17 protein-coding genes are annotated in these 20,079 nt (G+C 53.6%); 5 read left to right on the top strand and 12 right to left on the bottom strand.

Features of this window, described 5'->3' with window-relative positions:
* Window positions 1–16 precede the first annotated feature (16 nt).
* The 11 genes from ACP5OT_RS02295 to ACP5OT_RS02245 all read right to left on the bottom strand — a co-directional run bounded on the left by ACP5OT_RS02295 (window position 17) and on the right by ACP5OT_RS02245 (window position 14,353).
* On the bottom strand, window positions 17–496 hold the full coding sequence (locus ACP5OT_RS02295) for a phasin family protein (protein ID WP_012615382.1): 480 nt from the start codon (window positions 494–496) through the stop codon (window positions 17–19).
* A 156-nt stretch (window positions 497–652) separates the two neighbouring features.
* Complete coding sequence (locus ACP5OT_RS02290) at window positions 653–1,114, bottom strand: GNAT family N-acetyltransferase (RefSeq protein WP_424674721.1); 462 nt, start codon at window positions 1,112–1,114, stop codon at window positions 653–655.
* A gap of 11 nt (window positions 1,115–1,125) precedes the next feature.
* Window positions 1,126–2,427 (bottom strand): phosphoribosylamine--glycine ligase, encoded by a 1,302-nt coding sequence (locus ACP5OT_RS02285; protein WP_424674720.1) that lies wholly within the window; start codon window positions 2,425–2,427, stop codon window positions 1,126–1,128.
* A gap of 63 nt (window positions 2,428–2,490) precedes the next feature.
* Entirely contained in the window at window positions 2,491–3,348 is an 858-nt protein-coding gene (locus ACP5OT_RS02280) for a bifunctional 5,10-methylenetetrahydrofolate dehydrogenase/5,10-methenyltetrahydrofolate cyclohydrolase (RefSeq protein ID WP_424674719.1), read from the bottom strand.
* Window positions 3,345–3,983 carry a cyclodeaminase/cyclohydrolase family protein gene (locus tag ACP5OT_RS02275; RefSeq protein ID WP_424674718.1) on the bottom strand — a complete coding sequence of 213 codons (639 nt, stop codon included), beginning with the start codon at window positions 3,981–3,983 and terminating at the stop codon, window positions 3,345–3,347. Before ACP5OT_RS02275 ends, ACP5OT_RS02280 begins: the two co-directional genes overlap by 4 nt.
* A gap of 136 nt (window positions 3,984–4,119) precedes the next feature.
* Window positions 4,120–6,852: a phosphoenolpyruvate carboxylase gene (locus ACP5OT_RS02270; RefSeq protein WP_424674717.1), complete on the bottom strand. Its 2,733-nt coding sequence runs from the start codon at window positions 6,850–6,852 to the stop codon at window positions 4,120–4,122.
* Between the two features lie 161 nt (window positions 6,853–7,013).
* Window positions 7,014–9,623, bottom strand: a complete 2,610-nt coding sequence (locus ACP5OT_RS02265; RefSeq protein ID WP_428131200.1) for a hypothetical protein — start codon at window positions 9,621–9,623, stop codon at window positions 7,014–7,016.
* A gap of 107 nt (window positions 9,624–9,730) precedes the next feature.
* Window positions 9,731–12,274, bottom strand: a complete 2,544-nt coding sequence (locus tag ACP5OT_RS02260; RefSeq protein ID WP_428131198.1) for a pilus assembly protein TadG-related protein — start codon at window positions 12,272–12,274, stop codon at window positions 9,731–9,733.
* Window positions 12,275–12,321: 47 nt separating this feature from the next.
* Window positions 12,322–12,921, bottom strand: coding sequence for a TadE/TadG family type IV pilus assembly protein (locus ACP5OT_RS02255; RefSeq protein ID WP_428111360.1), 600 nt, complete (start codon window positions 12,919–12,921; stop codon window positions 12,322–12,324).
* 12 nt (window positions 12,922–12,933) lie between these two features.
* The gene (locus tag ACP5OT_RS02250; RefSeq protein WP_424674713.1) at window positions 12,934–13,512 is read right to left on the bottom strand and encodes a TadE family protein; all 579 of its coding nucleotides are present in this window, start codon (window positions 13,510–13,512) and stop codon (window positions 12,934–12,936) included.
* Window positions 13,513–13,636: 124 nt separating this feature from the next.
* Window positions 13,637–14,353 (bottom strand): esterase family protein, encoded by a 717-nt coding sequence (locus tag ACP5OT_RS02245; RefSeq protein ID WP_424674712.1) that lies wholly within the window; start codon window positions 14,351–14,353, stop codon window positions 13,637–13,639.
* 146 nt (window positions 14,354–14,499) lie between these two features.
* Here ACP5OT_RS02245 and ACP5OT_RS02240 point away from each other — a divergent pair, with 146 nt between their 5' ends.
* The 4 genes from ACP5OT_RS02240 (at window position 14,500) to ACP5OT_RS02225 (ending at window position 17,506) form a co-directional block, all read left to right on the top strand.
* Complete coding sequence (locus ACP5OT_RS02240; protein WP_424674711.1) at window positions 14,500–15,684, top strand: MFS transporter; 1,185 nt, start codon at window positions 14,500–14,502, stop codon at window positions 15,682–15,684.
* A 159-nt stretch (window positions 15,685–15,843) separates the two neighbouring features.
* Window positions 15,844–16,506 (top strand): protein disulfide oxidoreductase, encoded by a 663-nt coding sequence (gene pdo, locus ACP5OT_RS02235; RefSeq protein WP_424674710.1) that lies wholly within the window; start codon window positions 15,844–15,846, stop codon window positions 16,504–16,506.
* A gap of 90 nt (window positions 16,507–16,596) precedes the next feature.
* The gene (locus ACP5OT_RS02230) at window positions 16,597–17,217 is read left to right on the top strand and encodes an RNA polymerase sigma factor (RefSeq protein ID WP_424674709.1); all 621 of its coding nucleotides are present in this window, start codon (window positions 16,597–16,599) and stop codon (window positions 17,215–17,217) included.
* A gap of 28 nt (window positions 17,218–17,245) precedes the next feature.
* A complete protein-coding gene (locus ACP5OT_RS02225; RefSeq protein ID WP_424674708.1) occupies window positions 17,246–17,506 on the top strand; it encodes an anti-sigma factor family protein in 261 nt (86 codons plus the stop codon).
* Here the strand turns inward: ACP5OT_RS02225 and ACP5OT_RS02220 are convergent.
* Window positions 17,503–18,399 carry a LysR family transcriptional regulator gene (locus tag ACP5OT_RS02220; RefSeq protein ID WP_424674707.1) on the bottom strand — a complete coding sequence of 299 codons (897 nt, stop codon included), beginning with the start codon at window positions 18,397–18,399 and terminating at the stop codon, window positions 17,503–17,505. The two genes, ACP5OT_RS02225 and ACP5OT_RS02220, sit on opposite strands and share 4 nt — an antisense overlap.
* A gap of 272 nt (window positions 18,400–18,671) precedes the next feature.
* On the opposite strand from ACP5OT_RS02220, the gene ACP5OT_RS02215 reads away from it, so the two are divergent.
* Window positions 18,672–20,072: an MBL fold metallo-hydrolase gene (locus ACP5OT_RS02215; RefSeq protein WP_424674706.1), complete on the top strand. Its 1,401-nt coding sequence runs from the start codon at window positions 18,672–18,674 to the stop codon at window positions 20,070–20,072.
* Window positions 20,073–20,079: the final 7 nt, after the last annotated feature.

Here is a 20,079-nt window from a genome sequence, read left to right as displayed (position 1 = left end):
TTGTCTTGACCCGACTCTACTTCGTCTCGCCCTCTTCCTTGGCCTCACCACGAGTACGGTGGCGGGCTGGTGTCTCCTGAATGCGGCGCAGCTCTTCTACCCGCGCGGCCAGTTGGGCAATTTTCGCACTGAGCTCATCAATGTCGCGCTTCGAGGGGATGTTGAGCCGGTTGAGGAACTGCTCAAACCCTGTCTCAACTTGAGCAGCAAGATTGTTCAGATTGGTTTGCATCGGATCGACTTGCGGCAGAGCTGTCTTGCGGAAGCGCTCGGCCGCTTCCTCAAACAGCTTTTGCGCATCTTTCTGCGCCAGTTCGCCCCGCTCTACGAGCCGATTGATGAAGGCTTCGGCTTCTTCACGGCTGAGCGCAAACGCACCAATCCCCGCGAGGATGAGCTTGCGCACCACTTCAAAGATCTGGACACTCGGATTGACCGGCGGTGGTGTCTCGTCGATCTGGCGAACGTTGACCTCAATCTCTTCCACCGTGCTCATAGCAACCTCCTGCTTTTCACGAGTAACCGGTTGTTAACTGCTTGTATCATAGCACAGTCTACCAAGTTTTGGTAGACGAATAACGCAGCGCGTTATACAGATCAATTATAACACGCTGCGTCATAAAGATCAATGGCGCAATAGTTGCGAAGTGCTCTACGATGCTGACATTCCAACAACGTCCCAGACGAAATGAAACGAGCTTAACCGCATCCCTTCACGCTCATAAAACCGGTGCGCATCCGTTCGCCATGTGCCCGAATCGAGATGGAGTTGTGCGCAGCCTTCGGTAACGGCTTGTTGCTTGAGCCATGCGAGTAATGCCGCACCATAACCACGTGACCGTCGATCACTCCGCGTCACCAGATCATCCACGTAGAGAAAACGCCCCCACGCGAGATTCTCACAGACCCGAAACCCAGCTACGGCCACGACCTCATCATCAACAAATGCCGCAGCTAGCCGATAACCTGCCGTTGCTTGTTGCCGAACACGCGCTACAAACTCATCGGCAGTGAGATGCGGACGCAATTCGCGCATCACCTCATAACACGTGGCAATTATGTCATCACGAATGACCAAATCAATCACCGGTGGCGCAGGCGTCTCGCTATGCATGCTATACCTCGCTATCTTTCACTTGCCCCGACATCCTCGCGGTAGGTGCGTCCTGGAAAACGGATCCGCTCAGCGTTGATGATCGCCCGACCTCGCGCACCGGCTAGCGTTGCGCCAAGGGCTACAACTGTCACCACATGACCACCGGTGAGGTATAGCCCACCGCCACCACCTAAGATACGGTCGTGGTGTGTTGGATCGTACCGCAGAATAAACGGAGATTCGGTCTGATCGTGAAACACCAGTACCCCCTCTTCAACCTCACTTATCCCTTCAACGGCAGCGCTGATCGGGTAATGATACGGATAGCCCTGTGTGACCAACGCCAACGCGACACTCGCTTCTTCACGCCAGCGTAATGGTGGCAACCGGTGCAAACGACGGGCAATTGCCGCTTCCAGATACGGCAATAGGTCATCGATCAAGCGTGGCAAAACTGCCTGCGCTTCCATATCACGCAAACTACAGCGTAATCCTACAACGCGCGGCCCGTGCGTACCGATGATACAATCGACCCCAACGATTCCCCAATATGGAAGTTGCTCACGGGCGATTGCGGCAACGAGCGGCTGCATAATATGGCGTTCTAGGTACGCCGTCAGCTTTTGAGTGTAGGGCGAATTGCCGGTAATTGCCCCCATCGCCGGTGCCGGTGGACTATTCGGTTGTGGACCCATCCCTTCATAGAGACGCGCCGGCAATAATGTCACCACTGCACTCCCGTCGGTGATGGCAGAAAAACTGACGAGTGGCCCAGCGACATATTCTTCGATGATGACCCCGTGACTGCTCCCCTCAACTGGTCGGGAAACAAACAAGTCATGCAACGCTTTGAGCGCGGCGTAACGATCGGCATAAACACCCTCACCGGCTGCAGGATGATCGCCACGCAACACCACCGGCAACGGTTGCGCGGCGAGATATTTCTCGGCCATCGGTAAGCTGGTAAAGCAACGCCCTCCTGGGGTTGGTAACTGATAGCGCAAAAGCAGCTCTTTGGCGTAACAGCGACTCCACTCAATACGGGTGCTGCGCTGCGATGCACCACAGACACCGATATGCATACTTACCACTTCATCAACCAAACCGGCCCAGAGTGGTTCGCTACTCGCCGGTACAATCAGATCAACCCCCTCGTTGAACGCCCATTGGGCTACTTGCGCTGGTTGTAACGGATCGAGGTCAACCTGTGGGGCAATCTGGCACGCACCGCCATTTCCCGGCGCTACCAGAACATCAGCCGATGGACTGGCAAAGAGCTTCCATACTAATGCATGCGTGCGACCATCATGGCCGAGAACAAGAACTTTCATGCCGCACCGTTCCTTGCAAACACGTGTTGGTAATAGCGAACGCGGTACAACTCGTGCGCAAGATTAGATGCCTAATCGGCTACGAGTGGCTTTGATCAGGTTCTGAATCAGCATCACATTCGTCACCGGCCCGGTACCGCCGGGAACCGGTGTAATCGCACCGGCCACTTCAACCACAGCCGCAAAATCGACGTCACCAACCATACTGCCATCGGCCAAAACATTAGTACCAAAGTCGATGATCGTTGCACCGGGTTTGATCATCTCAGCGGTAATCAGTTGCGGTCGACCGGCTGCGGCCACAATGATGTCACACTCGCGCAACACCGCACCTAAGTCAGATGTGCGTGAATGACAGATAGTGACTGTCGCATCGGCCTGTAGCAACAGCAACGCCATCGGCCGCCCGACAATCGCCGAGCGCCCAACAACTGCTGCCCGTTTTCCCCGTACCTCAATCTCATACCGACGCAGCAATTCCATACCACCGGCGGGGGTATTCGGTATTAGCACCGGGCGTCCTTGTGCCAAAAGACCGGCATTGATCGGGTGAATACCGTCGAGATCCTTTTCGGGAACCAGCCGACTCAAGACGCCATCGAGGGACAAACCGGCCGGCAACGGTAATTGGAGCAAGATGCCGTCAACCCGGTCATCAGCACTCAATCGCGAAACGGTCGCTTCGAGTTCAGCCTGGGTGACAACATCAGGAAGAATAATCGTTCGACAGGCAGCACCCAACGACTGCGATAACCGATCGATGCTGCGCACATAACGGGTTGCCGCCGGATCTTCACCAACCTGCACGACGGCAATCACCGGTGCCCGATCGATCCGTTCGTGTAGTTCGGCAATCTGTGCTGCCAACTCGTGACGCAATGCTTGTGCCAATGCACGACCATCGAGAATACGCGCACTCATCCGATCATCCTTCCCCGGACAATGGTGACAATACCATCAACTTCATCACCAAGCCCGATCAGTAAATCTTGCAACTGGGCGCGCGTTTCGCGAACAAAGATCTGATCCTCAAGTGCAGCCAAATTAATCTCAACGTTCAATGCAGCACTCTGAACGGTGGCGCGTACCAGTAAAGCGGCAACCCCAACATCACTGACCACCAAGCGCGCACAGTTGTTTGCCAAGGTCGTGCAAAGCGGAAGTAATGCTGCTGCGGCCTGTGCAGTTCGCAACGGTACCTCGGCAGCCAAACGGGTAATCTGCTGGATTGCCGCCTTGCGTGTCGCTGCATCGGCCTCGGTTGTGCGCGGTAGTTTGTACGCCGCTGCGAGGCGATTAAAGACGGCAATATCTTCATCGGCCAGCCGTTGTAATTCGGCACGCAATTGCTCGGCCTGAGCGTGAATAGCCCGTAACTCGTTTTCTACTTCGGCAAATTGCGGCTTCCCGATGGTCAATTCACACACCATGCTCACCAAACCGGCTGCCATAGCACCGGTAAGTGCTGCCACACTCCCACCACCGGGGGTGGGGGCACGTGAGGCAAGCGCATCGAGAATGGCGCCGAGCGGCTGTTGCATCAATGATTCGGACATGACGCCTCCCTTATCTGGAAACAGCTCACCATCAACGCTGCTATGGTCGATAGCGAGATTTATTATAGCCGATAGGTTATACCATACCGATATAGTTGCCTCGTTTGCATCATACCAACACCGATCAAGCACTTCTTCATCCTGTGGTGCGTAATCCGGCAGCAATAGCATTGACCAGCAGCAACAGATCGATGAGCGTCGTTTCCGCCGCCGGATCATCAGCCGCGCGCTGGGCACGCCATTGCCGGAGTAACTCGATCTGTCGTTGATGCAAAGGTGCTAGCCCGATCTGGCGACGGGCGAGGGTTGCAGCAAGTTGGGGCCACCGTCGGTCCAGTGGCATACCAAAGAGCGATTCCAGTGCTGCTACAGTACGTTCAAACTCGGCATCGATCAAGATCAGAAAATCTCGACGCAGCGCCTCATCTTCGACTAATGACGCATAAGCGTGCATGGTCGGACGATGAGCAGTCAGGAGACTCGTACTCACATTTGCTAATAGATAGCTCAAGAACGGCCAATTCCACTGGGCAGCATAAAGCTCTTCCCACACTGCCGGATCGGTATCGCGCAAGGCTTGGAGCGCACTCCCCACACCATACCAACCCGGCAAATAGAAGCGCGACTGGTTCCAGCTAAACACCCACGGAATCGCCCGCAGATCGGCGAGCGTCGCTTGCCCCGTGCGCCGTACCGGACGTGAACCGATCCGGCTTTGCTCGATGACGTCAATTGGCGTAGCTTGTCGAAAGAAGGTGACAAAACCATCACGCTCAATGAGATCACGGTATGCTGCCTGCGCCTGTTGGGCCAAGCGTTCCATCACCGGCTCAAGCGGATGCGGTGTTGGCGGATGTCGCCGGTGTAACAGTGTGTAGGTCGTCGTTCCGGCTAACAATAATTCGAGATTATAGGCAGCAGTCAGACGGTTAGCGTATTTTTGGGCAATGACTTCACCCTGTTCGGTCAAGCGCAAATCGCCGTTCAAACTGCCCGACGGCAACATCGCAATAAACCGATTGGTCGGTCCCGCACCACGGCTAATTGTTCCGCCACGCCCATGGAAAAAGCGAATCCGCACCCCACGCGCTGCCCCAACCTCACTCATTGCCCGCTGTGCTCGTTGCAGCGCCCACTGGCTGGCGAGAATCCCGCCATCTTTATTACTGTCGCTATATCCGATCATCACCTGCTGGACCAGCTCACCATCATGGGACTGTACCCCTAAGCTACGACGGGTCACCGGATGATCGAGGATCTCGGCTAAAATCTGCGGACTGTGTTCGAGATCTTCGATGGTTTCAAACAGCGGTACAACCGGTAACCGACAGACCAACCCCTCCGGCGTTGCATACGCCAGTCCAGCTTCGCGCGCTAGCAAGTACACCACCAGTACATCCGTCACATCACGGGTCATACTGATGATCAGCGGGCCAAGACCACTCGTACCGTAGCGAGCAATATGAGACGCCAACACCCGATAGCACTCAACCACCGCCGTCGCTTCTGGCCCCAATGGGGTATTAGGATGAGCAAAGGGACGCGGTGAAACGATTTCGCGCTCTAACAATGCACGTCGTCGTTCAGGATCACCCCCAAGAAGATCATCGGTCGGTAGACCGGCCACGATCAGCAACTGCGCCAGTGCCCGATCATGAAACTGACTATTCTGCCGAATATCGAGCGTTGCCAAATGAAAGCCAAACGTTTGCACTAATTGCATGAGCGGGCGAATTTCTGCTTCGGCCAGCCGTCCACAACCAACCGACCGTAAATGCTGTGCAAATTCTTGTAAATCGTGCAGAAGTTCATCTGCACTACGATACCGTCCCGGTTCATCAACCAACCGGGCCGCTTCCGCCGGTGAATCATCTATCGGCAGTCTCGCCAACATCAGATTCAGCGCCTGCCGCCATGGCTCGTTCGGATTCCGCGCCACCGCTTGTACCCCTCGCATCCCCAAGGCATTCGTCATCCGCCGAATCTGCTCGGCCAGACCGGGTGGGGTTGGTACCAACAGATCCGAGATACTTAGGTGACGCACCGCCTGCCGAATCCGACGCCGGAGTAAGCGCAAAGCTTGCAAACGTAACTCGTGCAACGTCTGCGCTGTAATCTCGGCCGTGACGAGCGGATGCCCATCGCGGTCGCCACCGACCCAAGAACCAAACGTTAGCTTTGGCCAACGCTCGATCAATAATGCCGGATCAAATCCGCTCATTTGCCACGCATAGCGCAATTGATTATCCAGGACCGGCAATACGTCAGGAAAGACGTTCACAAGGTAGTGCAGGACATTTCGTACCTCTGAAGCCACATCCGGTTTACTAAGAAAGATGTTACCGGTTCGCCACAACCGCTCTAACAACGCTATGATATCCGTCTCGATCTCGGCTTGCTCTGCCGGAGACCAACGTTGGCTTTCACGTCGGACGAGCAATAGATACAGCTCGCGGTAATGATCGAGGACGGTAGTACGTTTTGCCTCGGTTGGATGGGCGGTTAGCACCGGTTCAACTCGTATTTCAGGCAACGCTGCCGCAATCTCATCAGCCGTGAAACCGGCACGTTGTAATTTCAACAACGCATCACGCCAACGCCCCGATTCGGGTGGTAATGCGGGATCACGGTCGGTCATCCGGCGCTGCTGGACTGCCGCATTCTCTTCGGCAATGTTAAGCAACTGGAAGGCAATCCCAAATGCCTGCGCCAATTCTCGTACCGCCACTGCCGACTGATCGGTCCCCTCATGCAACCATGGCAATGCTGCTGCAACCGAGATCGCACCAATATCACGGAGCATACGTTGAAAGCATTTCAGCAAAAAGTGAAAATCCTGCTCAGCTTTGGCATGATCGAGTGGTTGCATGATCACCAACACCTTTCGCTACCGTTACGCCTGATCCCGTTGGCATCATAACAAATCCATCGATGTGTGTCGAGTAGGTTGGAAAGACAACTAAAAATAGTGCGCCTTGACACTTTCCGCCAAGGCGCACAGACAAAACCTTCTGTGATCGAAACCCTAACCTATCGATAAATGACCGGTACAAAGACCTTTATCGACTCTGGTTCAGGTGTGGGTGGTGCCACAACGGTGATAGTTCGAATAATCCCATTCGGCGCCGATGGACTTTCACCACGGTTATTGCTTCGCCCTTCAGCATCTTCGCCGGTCATCGTATTGTAATCCACCACAATTCCGATGTCATACGTGCCTGGCGTACCGAAAATCGTATTCCAGTTCGCCGGCTCACCATTAGCTTTATTCCAACTATTTAATGGAACGGTGTACGATGCACCCGGTATAAATGGCTCCTTCGGGACTTGTGCCGATACTGTCACACATATCGGAGTCGCTGAACCACCGGCGTTGGGATCAGGAGCCGGCACAGAGGTGAGCACTGGAACATCCGGATCGGTTCGCCGAGCGATGCAGAGATCGACAAAGAAACCACCACCCCCACTTGCCGCCACCACACTGCGCGTCGCCGCAAGGCTATTCTTCCGCAGATTGCGCAAGGTCAAGACAATATTGCGAAAACTTCCGTTGTTCGTCTGAACATCGAAGGTCTCGATGATAATGTCCGGCTTGGCTGCAACAATCTTCTCGACCGCGAAATAGAGAAGTTTCGGTGAGAACGTTCGATCACCGGGATCTTGAATGAGCTGAGCCCGGTACTGCATACAGGTTGCTTGAATCTCTTCGTCTGGGAAGGCATTGATCAAGCGTACCTGGTTAAGCCCGTCCTTAGAGTACAACACAGGATCAGGATTCGCATCTATTGCTCGCCACCGTTCTGGATTCGAAATGGAAGGCGAAGGATCAAAATCACTCTCTCGGCAGGTACCACTTGTCACGGCGGCGCGGAATTGAATGCGGATATCTGCCTCAGGATTGCTAGATGGACGGTTGAGATCAACAAACCACTTGAGAGCCAGTAGCCGCGACGTTTCGTTGTCGGTTAGTACCGGGAATGGTTGCGAATAGTACCAACCTTCTGGTGCTCGGGTCGCACTGGTCGTCTCATTTGCACTGCCTACACCACCAAAAAAGATCGTATTCGTTGGCTCGTTATTCTCACTAGCCCCACCGATCACATACATCCACGCTGCATAGACTTGACTTGTCACATTATCAGGTGGTACTGCCGGGATAAGTGCTGCCGCTGCACCGACCCGTCGGTATGGTTCTGGTAAGACACGGTCATTCGTCTCATTGGTACCGACGAAGTAAATATTACTATTGGTCAAATCTTCTAACAAGAATTGATCGTTAAAGATTGCGACCGGGATCGTCGCAGTTGCCCCGCTAGCACCGGGAAAGCTATTGGCTGTCGAACCGGTAATGTAATAGATACGATTGTTGAAACTCAAACCTGTAACGTTATGTCGAGCCTGAATGTTAATCGCTTGCGTCCCACTACCTATAGCAGCGACCTGGTCGGTCCATGTTAACGTACCGGTCGTCGGATTGACATCGGCCCGCCATACCGAGGTATTAAGCAACGTACAATCAATCGTAGTACAGCCACCGAGCAAAAAGATCGCATCTTTCTGTACCGGTGCGCCACCTTCGATCCGAGTGGTGTTAACGGCTAGTGCCGTCCCAGAGTGAAGGGGGAACGGCAAATCGGCCAACTTTGCCCAAACCGTTCCGGCGGACGAATTAGTAGGATGCGTCAGATTACCGTTGGCATCGACTTTGGTGTAGAAGACATACGGATAAATATCTTGCTGTAGAAGCTGACTTGGCGCAACACTTAAGCCGCCTATCGCATAGATAAAGTCATTCCCTGCGCTGGTCCGAACATGCACGAGTTGTAAGTCCTGAACTCCGCGGAGTTCAGACGAAGCCGGATTGGTGATAATCTCACCATTACTGTCGAGGGTAGGAAACCGCCAAGTATCCGGTGTGTTCCAAGCGATAATATCACCGTTAGCATTAACTGTTGCACGTTGTACAAGATTAGTCGAGAAGTTGTACGTCGCGCAAGTTTGATCGTACATATTACCGCCGACAATAAAGATATAGCCAAGATTCGATCCGGTAGTTGCCGGCACAGCTACGGCTGCCGATCGCGACCGACCGGCAATCACGATGTCACATTCAGGACCGGGATCAGCGCCCTGGATGGCAAAGGCCTTAAACGCATCATTGCCCGGTGCAGGGTATGAATCGGTCACAAATGCACCGGTCGCCTGATTAATTTCACCACGAAAGACATAGTTTGAGTTGGAGACACTCTCACCATTACTATCTATTGTCGTAGCACCACCGATAACAAACAGATATTTACTAAGTGACACTACAGGAGCATCGCTCAATGGCAATGGCAATGTTGTGCTTGAGGTTGACCAATTATTACGATTTAACGCCCCGACCGGTGCTAGCTCCACAGCGCCGACCACATCTGGAGCACTCGGCGTGCTTGGTGCTGCCGCCACGACCGTGCGCTGAAACACCCCGCTGGCAAAATCGGCCTGAGAGTTATCGATAATTTGATCGGTCCCTGTTTCGTCAACCAAAGCGCGTATAGTCCCTGATGGCCACGCAGTCACCAGCATAACGCAACTGAGGGTATATATAACCATAACCCGTAATGTGCGACGGGATAGAGATAGAAATGGTGGTGTCATCAGTGACCTCCCGACGAGAATACCTGTGAAGTTGAAGTTCGCCGATGGATAAGAGCAATACCGGTGCTATACTTTGAGCAAGTATAGCGCCGGTACTCATAGATAGCCTAATTCACACTGCACACATTGCCGTCGAGGCGCAAGCGTAGGTTCTGCTCAATTGTTGAGATGAAACCAGCTCCCTGACCATTTGGTTCAAGCACCACCACCATATCCGATTGGGTCGAGCCATTAGTAAAGATCTGGCTATACATGCGCGGTTGTGCTGTCGGCGGATCCAATGGGTGGCGGTAGAAGAGGTAAGCCTGCATCCGATAGGTACCGCGTGGAATCTCTTCGAAGGTATACCGTACCCGACCATCGGTACCGGCTACAATCGGTGCCCGATAGATGCTATTGGTCGAGATGTCTTGTAAGATCACCTCACCAACATTCGGATAGCTCAGCCCACCCACCGACTGGAAGTGATTACCCGGAATAGTGGCGCGCCACTCACCATCACTACCACTCATACATGGTCCACGCTCAATCTCAGCATTGATTGCTAGCATGATGCGGTCGACGTTATTCAACCCATCAGGACCCGATTCAAGCGTTTCGGCGGTATAGAAGTGGCGCGGTGTAGTGGCAACGCCATCACGCAGACCGGTCGCCGGGATCGACGAGAGTGCCAAGACATAGATGTCAGTCTGGATCGACTGATTCGACTTAATCGTGTTTGCCATATTCACCATTTGCGTGATCGGCCGATCCATTCCATTGTATTTCCCACCAACCTCGGTGGTTTGACAAAGCGCATCTTCGAGTACCTCATCCTTCCGACAAGCATGACCATTGGGATACGTCGTCATACTGCTGCTACCAGCATTCACATTCGAGTCGTTGGCATTGAAAAAGGTATTAGTTACCCCATCGGTTACGAAGATAATGGCCCGCCGATAGATCCACTCCTTACCAAGTTGGTTGGTGGTTCTGGGTGCATTGGCCAACAATTGGCTGGCACGGTACAATCCACCGGTCCCATTAGTACGACCACTCGTTTTGTATGGATCGCCCTGATATGCACCGGCATTATTAACGGCTTGGATCAGAGTATTCGGGTTCGATTGGAAGGGTAAGATATTCGTACTCGGAACGTTATGCGTAAACCAGACTAGTGCCATACTGTCAATTGGCTGCGTTGGATCATAGCCGGGGTTGCCAGGCATATTCGTTTGCCGGATCAGCAGCTTAATCGCCTCTTTGGCAACGTAAATGCGCCGCTCTTGCACCGGATTCCATGCATATTGGGGCTGACCACAGCTTTGGGCCGGAGGCGACCCGGGCGGTCCATTCGTGCATTGGGTCACTCGCCCATTCACGATACCTTGGCCGATGAAGTTGGCATTCATTGAACCGGAGACATCAAGAATGACCACGTATTGCACCGGACGACGTTCATTTACAACGATCTGATACTCCGGCCACAGCTCAACACCCCCGGTCAGGCGCACAACACTGGTATTCTCCGGCGGCGGCGGCGTTGCCGAGCAGGCCGTACCTTGGCGATTCGGATCGCCGAGGAAGATGAGATCGAGGTAAGGCTTACCCCGCTCCTGTCCATATGCGGTCAGCACAAACAGTCCAAAGCGCACCACTCGGAAGGCAGCGTTCGATCCTTGACCAACAGCAACATCGTAGATCGGCAGGACCATCCGCGTCCCGGCAGCGATGTGAGCATCAAGAGCGTTGCGTACACCAACACTGTTGTTGTAACCAGAGCTACCGTAAACCCAGTCACCAACATTCAACTCACCGGGTCGTTCAGGGTAGCTAGCCGGACGGGGCAGATTGGTAGCCGGCCATGGAACGACCTCCATGAAACCCTTGGAAAGTGAACCGGTACCGGTCAGTGCTAACTCTAGCTCTTGGTTACTATTGGCATTTGCACCACTTGCCCCGCGCCCATCGAGCCAGCGCAACCACCCAAACTGGCCGGGCAGGTTGCCATCGGTCGGATACAGACGCATCTTGGTAAAGCCTTTGTAGGTACCACTCGTCAGTTTTTGCCAATTATTATCAGGCTTACCATCACCATTCGCATCACCCGGATTACGAAACTCATTACCGCTGATGTACTCATTATTCACCGCAATAGGGTAGACCCCATCAGTCGGTGGACAGGTACCGGCGTATGCAGTAGCACCGATTGGCAACTGATTCTGATTGACAACCCGGGCGAAGAAGGTATCAACATCACCTTCGAGGTTTACTTGGATGTACGCCACATTATCAGGAGCGACCGTACCATCGGGATTGATGCGAGCACCACCCTCAATCGGTTCGCCACGGCCATTGAGATAGTAGGCCTCCATCCGAATATTCGGATTATTTTCGATATCAATCCCGTTTGAGCGCAGCGAATTCACAATAGAGTCATAGATAACTTTATTGGTCGTACCGGCCGGTCGACGAATGTAAGTGTTCATCGCCGACAACGATGCTGCGTTAGCAGCAGCGACGGCACGGCGCTCTTCTGAGAAGGTGCGCCCTACATCCACCGATAATGCTACCATCCCGATCAGCACGACGATCATGAGGGCGAGAAGTGGGATGCTCTGCCCTCGCATTCGTCGTGGTGGGCGGTAGGCACGAATACGACGGGTTAACATAGGTTCCTCCTAAACTGAGTATCAACTGGAATGACAACTCAAATAATCTACCCTACAAACTGGCTCCGGACCGGCATAGTGTGAGTAACCCGCAAAATGATCTCTCGCCCAAACGCCGGCGCAAATGGGAAGAAGAGCCGATATCGGTAGCGAATAGTGACGCGGATCCAGCAATTCTGACCGGCGTTGCGCATATCGACCCGCGGTGTCGTAGTAGCGCATGTCCCGCTCAGATTAGCCGGATTCGGTCCTTTCGGATTTTCAATAATGACAAACCCGTTGGGGTTGGTCGGGTTACTCGGATTGAAGATGACAGACCCCTGGCGGTCATCATCAATCCCATCACCGTTCAAATCGAACAAATTGGCAATCCCCGAAGGTCGGTCGCCACCAGCAAAGCGAATCCTCCTATAAATTTCTGAATAATTAAGCTGTACCGCCGTTACTTGACCACTGCTATTGGTGACGATGATCGGGTAGCTACCATACGTCGCTCCCTCTTGTGCAGCAGCGCGCAGCGCCTGCAAGGTAAAGAAGATCAAGCCAAGGTCGACAGCGGCAGATAGTAAGAGGAAAATAACCGTAGCCGAGAGGGCAAACTCAACAATGGCTTGGCCAGCAGTTTTCCGACGTCGTGTGCTTTGCATAGACACCCTCTCTCATGGTGACCGCAGGTCTTGCAACTCTTGCCAATCGGCAACATCTCGGGCACAGGCCACGCCTCGCGGACTCGCCGGATCAACGCCGAGGTTTTCAATTGAGCGACGCTGCACCACCCGCAAATTAATTGTTCCGTTCTCTAGACCGATCAAGTCAAAGAGCGGTGTGATGCTCCGCACTGGATAGTTAATCTCGATCTCGATAGGGCCTCGATCTTTTAGATTACGAGTCTGCCCGCCATTAGGGTAGCGGATAATCACATAATCCTCAATCCGCCGACCTTCATTCCCCGAACCGTCGAAGAGGACAATATCGGAGCGGATGGCTTCCATAATGCCTCGCACACACCCATCGGCAGTAAAACCGGGAAAGTTAGCCGGCGGATTGTTGCGCAGTTGCAACCACGTCTCGTATGGTGGCAACTGTGCTGCCGCTTCAGCCCCGTTACGAGCCGCTTGCGAGATCATCGAGTAGGCAAAGATCAAATAACCAAACTCGATAATCCCAAACAACACGATCAGCATCGTGGGGAGCAAGAGCGCCATCTCAACGATGGATTGTCCGCGTTTGGGTTTCATAGCACGCACTCCTGCACAGACCTTACCTCTGGTGATTAGTATATGATGAGCAGATGATGAACTGAATAGTCCGAAGGTACCGGATTTTTCAGAGGGGCTCTACCGCATAAGTATGCATCAGTTGCTAATCATGACCGCCGATGTATTTGAGGATCATGTGTTGCCAATACGGCCAATCATGACACCAGCCATCCCAGATCCGGAGCGCATTACCAATACCCTTCGCCCATAATTGGCTTGAGAGGAGTTCATTGGACCACGCCGATGGATCATCACGCCCGGTGACCAAAATAATGTCGGTCTCGCGCAAGCGGTCTATCGCCCACCGATCGTTGAGGTTCGGAATAAAATCAACCGGATTATGAAAGTAGACGCCTTGCGTGTAGTTGGTAAAAAACCGTTTGAGATCGTACAATCCCGATAATCCGATCACGCGCCGGATTAGACCAGGATGGCGCAGAGTGAAGGTAACGGCCTCGCTGGCTCCAAAGGAACAACCCGTCGCCATAAAAAAGGGGTTAGGGTTGAGATGGCGAATGAGCGGTAGAACCTCGGTGATCAGGTAGTGTTCATACTGTTCTTCCCGCCAGATGCGCGCATCAGTATCGGCATTATAATTGTACCAACTTTCACTATACACACTATCAACACAGACGAGCTGAATCCATCCTTGCTCCAGATGATGACCCAAAGCCGCCACCATGCCACGGTCCTCATACTCGTAGAACCGTCCATGCGACGTAGGGAAGACGAGTACGGGCGCGCCGGCGTGACCAAAAACTAACAATTCCATCGTTCGATTGAGGGCAGGGCTATGCCATGCGTGATATTGTCGGTGCATAAGCAAATGTGGCTTTATTCCAAAATCTCGCTGACAATGGTTCAAATGATAGCCTACCCCTCAGTATCTGTCAATGCACATTTGTGGCATCACGATGCCTAATTTCGGTAGTTGCTGTGTTTTCAACAGTGAACAAGGAACATGACATGACAACGTTGCCCACAACGATACCTCACACCCTTACGTGGCCGACCATTATGATTCTCGTATGGGGACGCTGGCTCATCAGTGTGGCATTTCGCCTCGTCTACCCGCTGCTTACATTGCTTGCGGCAAGCTTTACCGTCGATCTCAATGTGGCAAGTTTATTAATTACCGTGCAAGTGGCAGCCTCGCTGATCAGTCCGCTCGGTGGTTTTGTAAGCGATCGGATTGGCGACCGGGCAACAATGCTGTGGGGCAGTATCATCTTCTGCATTGGATCGTTGATCTGTGCCCTCAGCCGTAGCTTTGGTTGGTTTCTCTTGGGGTATGCCGTCATTGGTTTAGCCGTCGCCATAGCAATGCCAGCCTTGCAGAGCTATGTCAGTACGCACAGTCGCTACGAACATCGTGGACGAATGCTCGGTGTCCTCGAATTGAGCTGGGCGCTATCGGCATTGCTCGGTATACCATTGGTGACGTGGGTCTCTGAACGGTTTGGCATCGCCGCTGCCTTTGGTGTGCTGACCGTTGCTGCAATCGCGACCATTCTGTTGTTTTTGGTATTACCAAACGATCGATATGCTACCGGGGCATCCACGGTGCCACCTTCCTTCCGGAGTACGTTGCATACCTTACGCCAATCGAATGTCCTGGCAGCACTTGGCTTTGTCTTCATCCAACTCGCCGCCGTTGAACTAATATTTGTTAGTTATGCCGGCTGGTTGAGTAGTGCATTTGCCGCTACCACAACTCAGCTCGGTCTTGTGTTTGGTCTGCTCGGCGTGGTCGAACTACTCGGTTCATTGACTGCGACACTGTTTACCGATCGGATCGGTAAGCGACGAGCGGTGTTAGGCGGCTTTACGTTGGTCGGCATCTGGCTCCTGCTCTTGCCGCAAAGTAATTCGTGGCCGGTCTTTCTCTCGCTGCTGTTGGCATTTGATCTCTGTTTCGAGTTTGCGATTGTCTCCACGTTTCCCTTGATCAGTGGCCTGAACGCTCAGAATCGTGGCACCATTTTAGCGGCGATGACCGCCTGTATCGGCGGTGGCCGCATTGTCGGATCGCTGGTCGGGCCATGGATCAGCACGATTGCCGGCTATCCGCTCAATAGTACGTTGGCCGGGATTTGTGTATTGATCGGGGTTGGGATGGGATGGTGGTTGATGTATGAAGGTCGGGCATAACTACCAATCGGCATTCGAGTATGGTACGATACAGAGGCAAAGCCGTGCGGTTCCGCCGGATCGATCCCGCACTGCCAGAGACCACGTTGTAACCACCGGCGTTTGAGGTGCATCTTGTTGGTAGCAAGACGACAGTTATGATGAGAAAGGATTTGAGCGATGGCCCTTATGCAAGAAAAAGATCGGCAAGCGGTGCGGGAAGCGTTGAGCGGTTTACAACATGCGGTCGAGTTGGTGTTGTTTACCTCAGCGGACAGTGGCGAATACAGTGAAGTAACCCAGGAGCTTCTTCAAGAGGTAGTAGAGCTTAACCCGCTCTTGCGCTTGAACGTTTACGATCTTGAAAAAGATGGCGCATATGCTGCCGAACTCGGCGTTGATAAAGCACCAGGGATTGTCTTCTTGTCCGGCGAAGAGCGCAAAGACAACGGTATGCGCTTTGCCGGTCTACCGAGCGGCTACGAGTTTGCCTCATTGATCGAGGCAATTCGCTTAGCCGGAGGCGCCACCCAACCCGATTTGCAACCGGCAACGATGTCGCTGTTAGAGACCATCAAAGCGCCTATGCACCTGCAAGTCTTTGTTACACCGACATGCCCCTACTGCCCACGTGCAGTAGTCATGGCGTACCGATTAGCGCTGGCTAACCCGTACATTACCGCCGAAGGCATCGAAGTGACGGAATTTCCTGAACTTGGCGATCGCTACACGGTGATGGGTGTCCCCAAGACCGTGATCGACGATCTGGTGCATATTGAAGGTGCTGTACCAGAAGGTATGATGGTCAACAAACTACGTGAGGCGATCGCTGCTGCGGCCTAACGATATGCCCACGTCGGACACTTGGAGTATCTTCCAGCCGTTGCAGGCGTGATATACTACGATCACGTCTGTAATGGAGGGTATAATACTGTGCCGGGACCAATTATCGATCTGTCACTCTACGACGATGAAGAAGCGCTCTTAGCTGGGTTACGCCGTGGTGATCCAGATGCTTGTACGTGCTTTGTCAAGCGCTTCGCGCCGCTTGTCTACGCGCGTGCATTGCATCTGCTCGGTGACGCGGACGATGCCGAGAACGTGTTGCAGACCACATTTATCAAGGCCTGTGCAGCCCTTCCCGAGTATACCGGAGCCGGTAGCTTGCGAAGTTGGCTGTACCGGATTGCGTCAAATGAAGGACTGATGCTCTTACGCCAAAAGCGGGCGCATGTTGGTCTCGATGCCGCAGGTGAGATTGGGTCGGACAAGACGACGAGTCAGTTTAAGACGATATCGCGATGGACGATCGATCCGGTGCGCAGTGTGTTAGACGGTGAATTGCGACGCGAAATTACCCAAGCCATCGCCGAACTGCCCGACCCATTGCGAGCCGTCATCGTATTGCGAGATATTGAACAGTTAAGCACAGAGGAGACTGCCGAGCGGCTCGGCATCAGTCCCGGTGCGGTCAAGGTTCGGTTACATCGCGCACGGCTACGGTTGCGCGAGGCGCTGGCCCGTTATGTGGAAACGACCGGGGAAGCCGATTAATGCCAGTGGCAGTGCAGCGAGGGTGCCTATGGAGCGCTTCGATCACCATCATTGCCTTGAGTTTGATGTCCTGAACGATTACCTTGATGGCGAACTCAGTGCTACCTCATGTGCCGAACTCGAAGAGCATCTACGCCGATGCCCCGAATGTCAAGAGATATTGGAATCACTCCGTCAAACGGTTGAACTACTACACCACCTCGACGACGTACTACCACCCTTGCCACCGGCTCTTGAAGAACGGCTTATCGATCAGATGCAACGCCGGTTACAGGACAAGCATCATTAGCGACCATAATAGGTCATGAGTAACTGACGAAAAGCGTAGGCTACCGGCGTCAATGGACGGGCCGCCCGCCAGAGCAGACGTAGCGTGCGCCGCAATGGCCTTCCGGTAATCGCAATCGGATGCAACGCACCGAGTTCTTGCTCGGTGGTAATAGTATAGAGCGGTAAAATCGTGATACCGGTTCCGATCATCACCATCCGTTTAATCGACTCGAGGTTATCAAGCTCCGCAATAACACGCGGCACCAGTGCTTGATCGCGTAACGCTTGCTCAAGCCATGTCCGTGTTTGACTGTTCGCTTGGCGCATCACCATCGGTTGACCGGTCAACTCGCTAAGTGCCACCTCATGGCGTCCCCACCACGGATGGCGTCGCCCAACCACGACATATTGATCAAATTCACGCAACGGCTGCTGCTGAATATCGGTGATAGTACCATCGAGTTCACCTTCAATTGCCCCGAGATCAAGAGTTCCCGCCCGCAATTCGGCCACAATCACCGACGTCGTACCGGTCTGGGTACTCACCGCCAGATTCGGATAGCGTTGCCCAAACATCTGCACCCATTCCGGTAACAAATACGCACTCACGCCGGGGGTAACCCCGATCGTCAATAGACCGTTACGCAAGCCGGCAACATCGGTAACGGCCAATTCGGCCTCGGCAACGAGGCGAAAGATACCTTCGCAGTAGGCCAGCAACCGTTGCCCAGCCGGTGTCAGCTCAACACCACGCCGACCACGAACAAACAGCCCGGTGCCGAGCGAATCTTCGAGGGCGCGGATATGTTGACTAACACCGGATTGGGTCATGTGCAACTGCTCAGCAGCTTTACTGAGACTACCGGCCATTACGACACGGGTGAAGATATCGAGTTTGTAAAGATCGATCATCGAACGAACCGTTGTCAACGAATGTATGAATAGGTGATAGCGAAGAAATACATGCCTCTGACAATAGTTGAATAATCCACCTATGCCACAATGCAATGAGTAACTTGTCTACCAGGTATAAGTTCTTACTTAGAGATAGTATAAGCAAGAATCGGCTTCTGCCAAGAGAGAATTTTTGTTATCGTATGTACAAGAAATCCCACCACCCTAAACAAGCAGTTGGCGCCACACTGCATTGCAAGCACCAAGTAGTCAGAAAGGGGACAGAAGCAATGTTGCTGAAGTACTTCTACGACGAGATGTTAGCACAAGCCTCCTACCTCATTGGCTGTGCTAAGACCGGCGAAGCGATGGTGATCGACCCTATGCGCGATGTTGAGCCGTATTTACGGGTAGCCGCCAAGGAAGGTTTACGGATCACGCATGTGACCGAAACGCACATCCACGCCGACTTCGTGAGTGGGGTTCGCGAGCTGACTGCGCGTACCGGCGCGCAGATGTATCTGAGCGACATGGGCGATGAGAATTGGAAATATGCCTACCCCGAAGTGAGCAAAGCGATTTTGGTCAAAGACGGCGATACGTGGATGGTGGGCAACATTAAAGTGCAGGTTATCGCCACCCCCGGCCACACTCCAGAGCACATTGCCTTCATGATCACCGATACTGCCGGCGCCGATCAGCCGATGGGTATCTTCACCGGTGACTTCCTTTTCGTTGGTGATGTAGGACGGCCTGACCTTTTGGAGGAGGCAGCCGGTATCGCCGGAACCAAGGAACCGGGTGCTCGCCGCCAATTCCAGTCGGTGCAGCGTATCAAAGCCCTCCCCGACTACCTGCAAGTCTGGCCGGCACACGGATCAGGCAGTGCATGTGGGAAGGCGCTGGGCGCAATTCCATCGAGCACACTCGGCTACGAAAAGCGTTTTAACCCGGCATTCCAGTTCGACGATGAAGATGCGTTTGTGAAATGGCTACTGCACGGTCAACCCGAACCACCACGCTACTTCGCCCGCATGAAGTACGTGAACAAGGTCGGACCGGCGCTCTTGCACGACCTTGCTACGCCGGTTGAGGTCGAACGGCCCGTGCTTGATCAGGCGTTAGCCGAAGGGGCAACGGTGTTCGATCTCCGCAGTGCGGCTGAATTCGTTGCCGGCCACGTACCGGGCAGCATCAGCGTCCCAATCCGCAAGATGTACAGCACTTATGTCGGCTGGTTTGTCGATTTCAGCAAACCGACCTACCTCGTGGTGCCTGATGATGCCGATTTACAGCAGATTTTGAAAGACCTCCGCGCGATCGGTGTTGATGATATTCCGGGATACATACCGGCGTCGGCTTTGGGAGGCAATCTGGCCCAACTACCCACTGCAACGGTTAAAGACTTGAGCGAGGCTCTCGCCAATCAATCGGCAGTCATCCTCGATATGCGCAACCAGACGGAGTTTGACGAGATTCACTTGCCCGGTGCGCTACACATTCCGGTTGGCTATCTCCCACGCCGTCTCGCCGACATCCCGCGTGATACGCCGATTATTGCACATTGCGCCACCGGCTATCGTTCGCAGGTCGGTACGAGTGTCCTGCACCGGTTGGGCTTCACCAACGTAGCAACGCTTGTTGATCCACAAGGCACATGGCGCGAACTGGTGTCGGCTGTAACCGTGTAAACAGAGA

Origin of the sequence: Chloroflexus sp. (assembly GCF_049970315.1) — a bacterium.
Taxonomy (GTDB): Bacteria; Chloroflexota; Chloroflexia; order Chloroflexales; family Chloroflexaceae; genus Chloroflexus.
The sequence above is the reverse complement of the archived record's forward strand: the minus strand, read 5'-3'. Positions and strand labels throughout refer to the sequence as shown.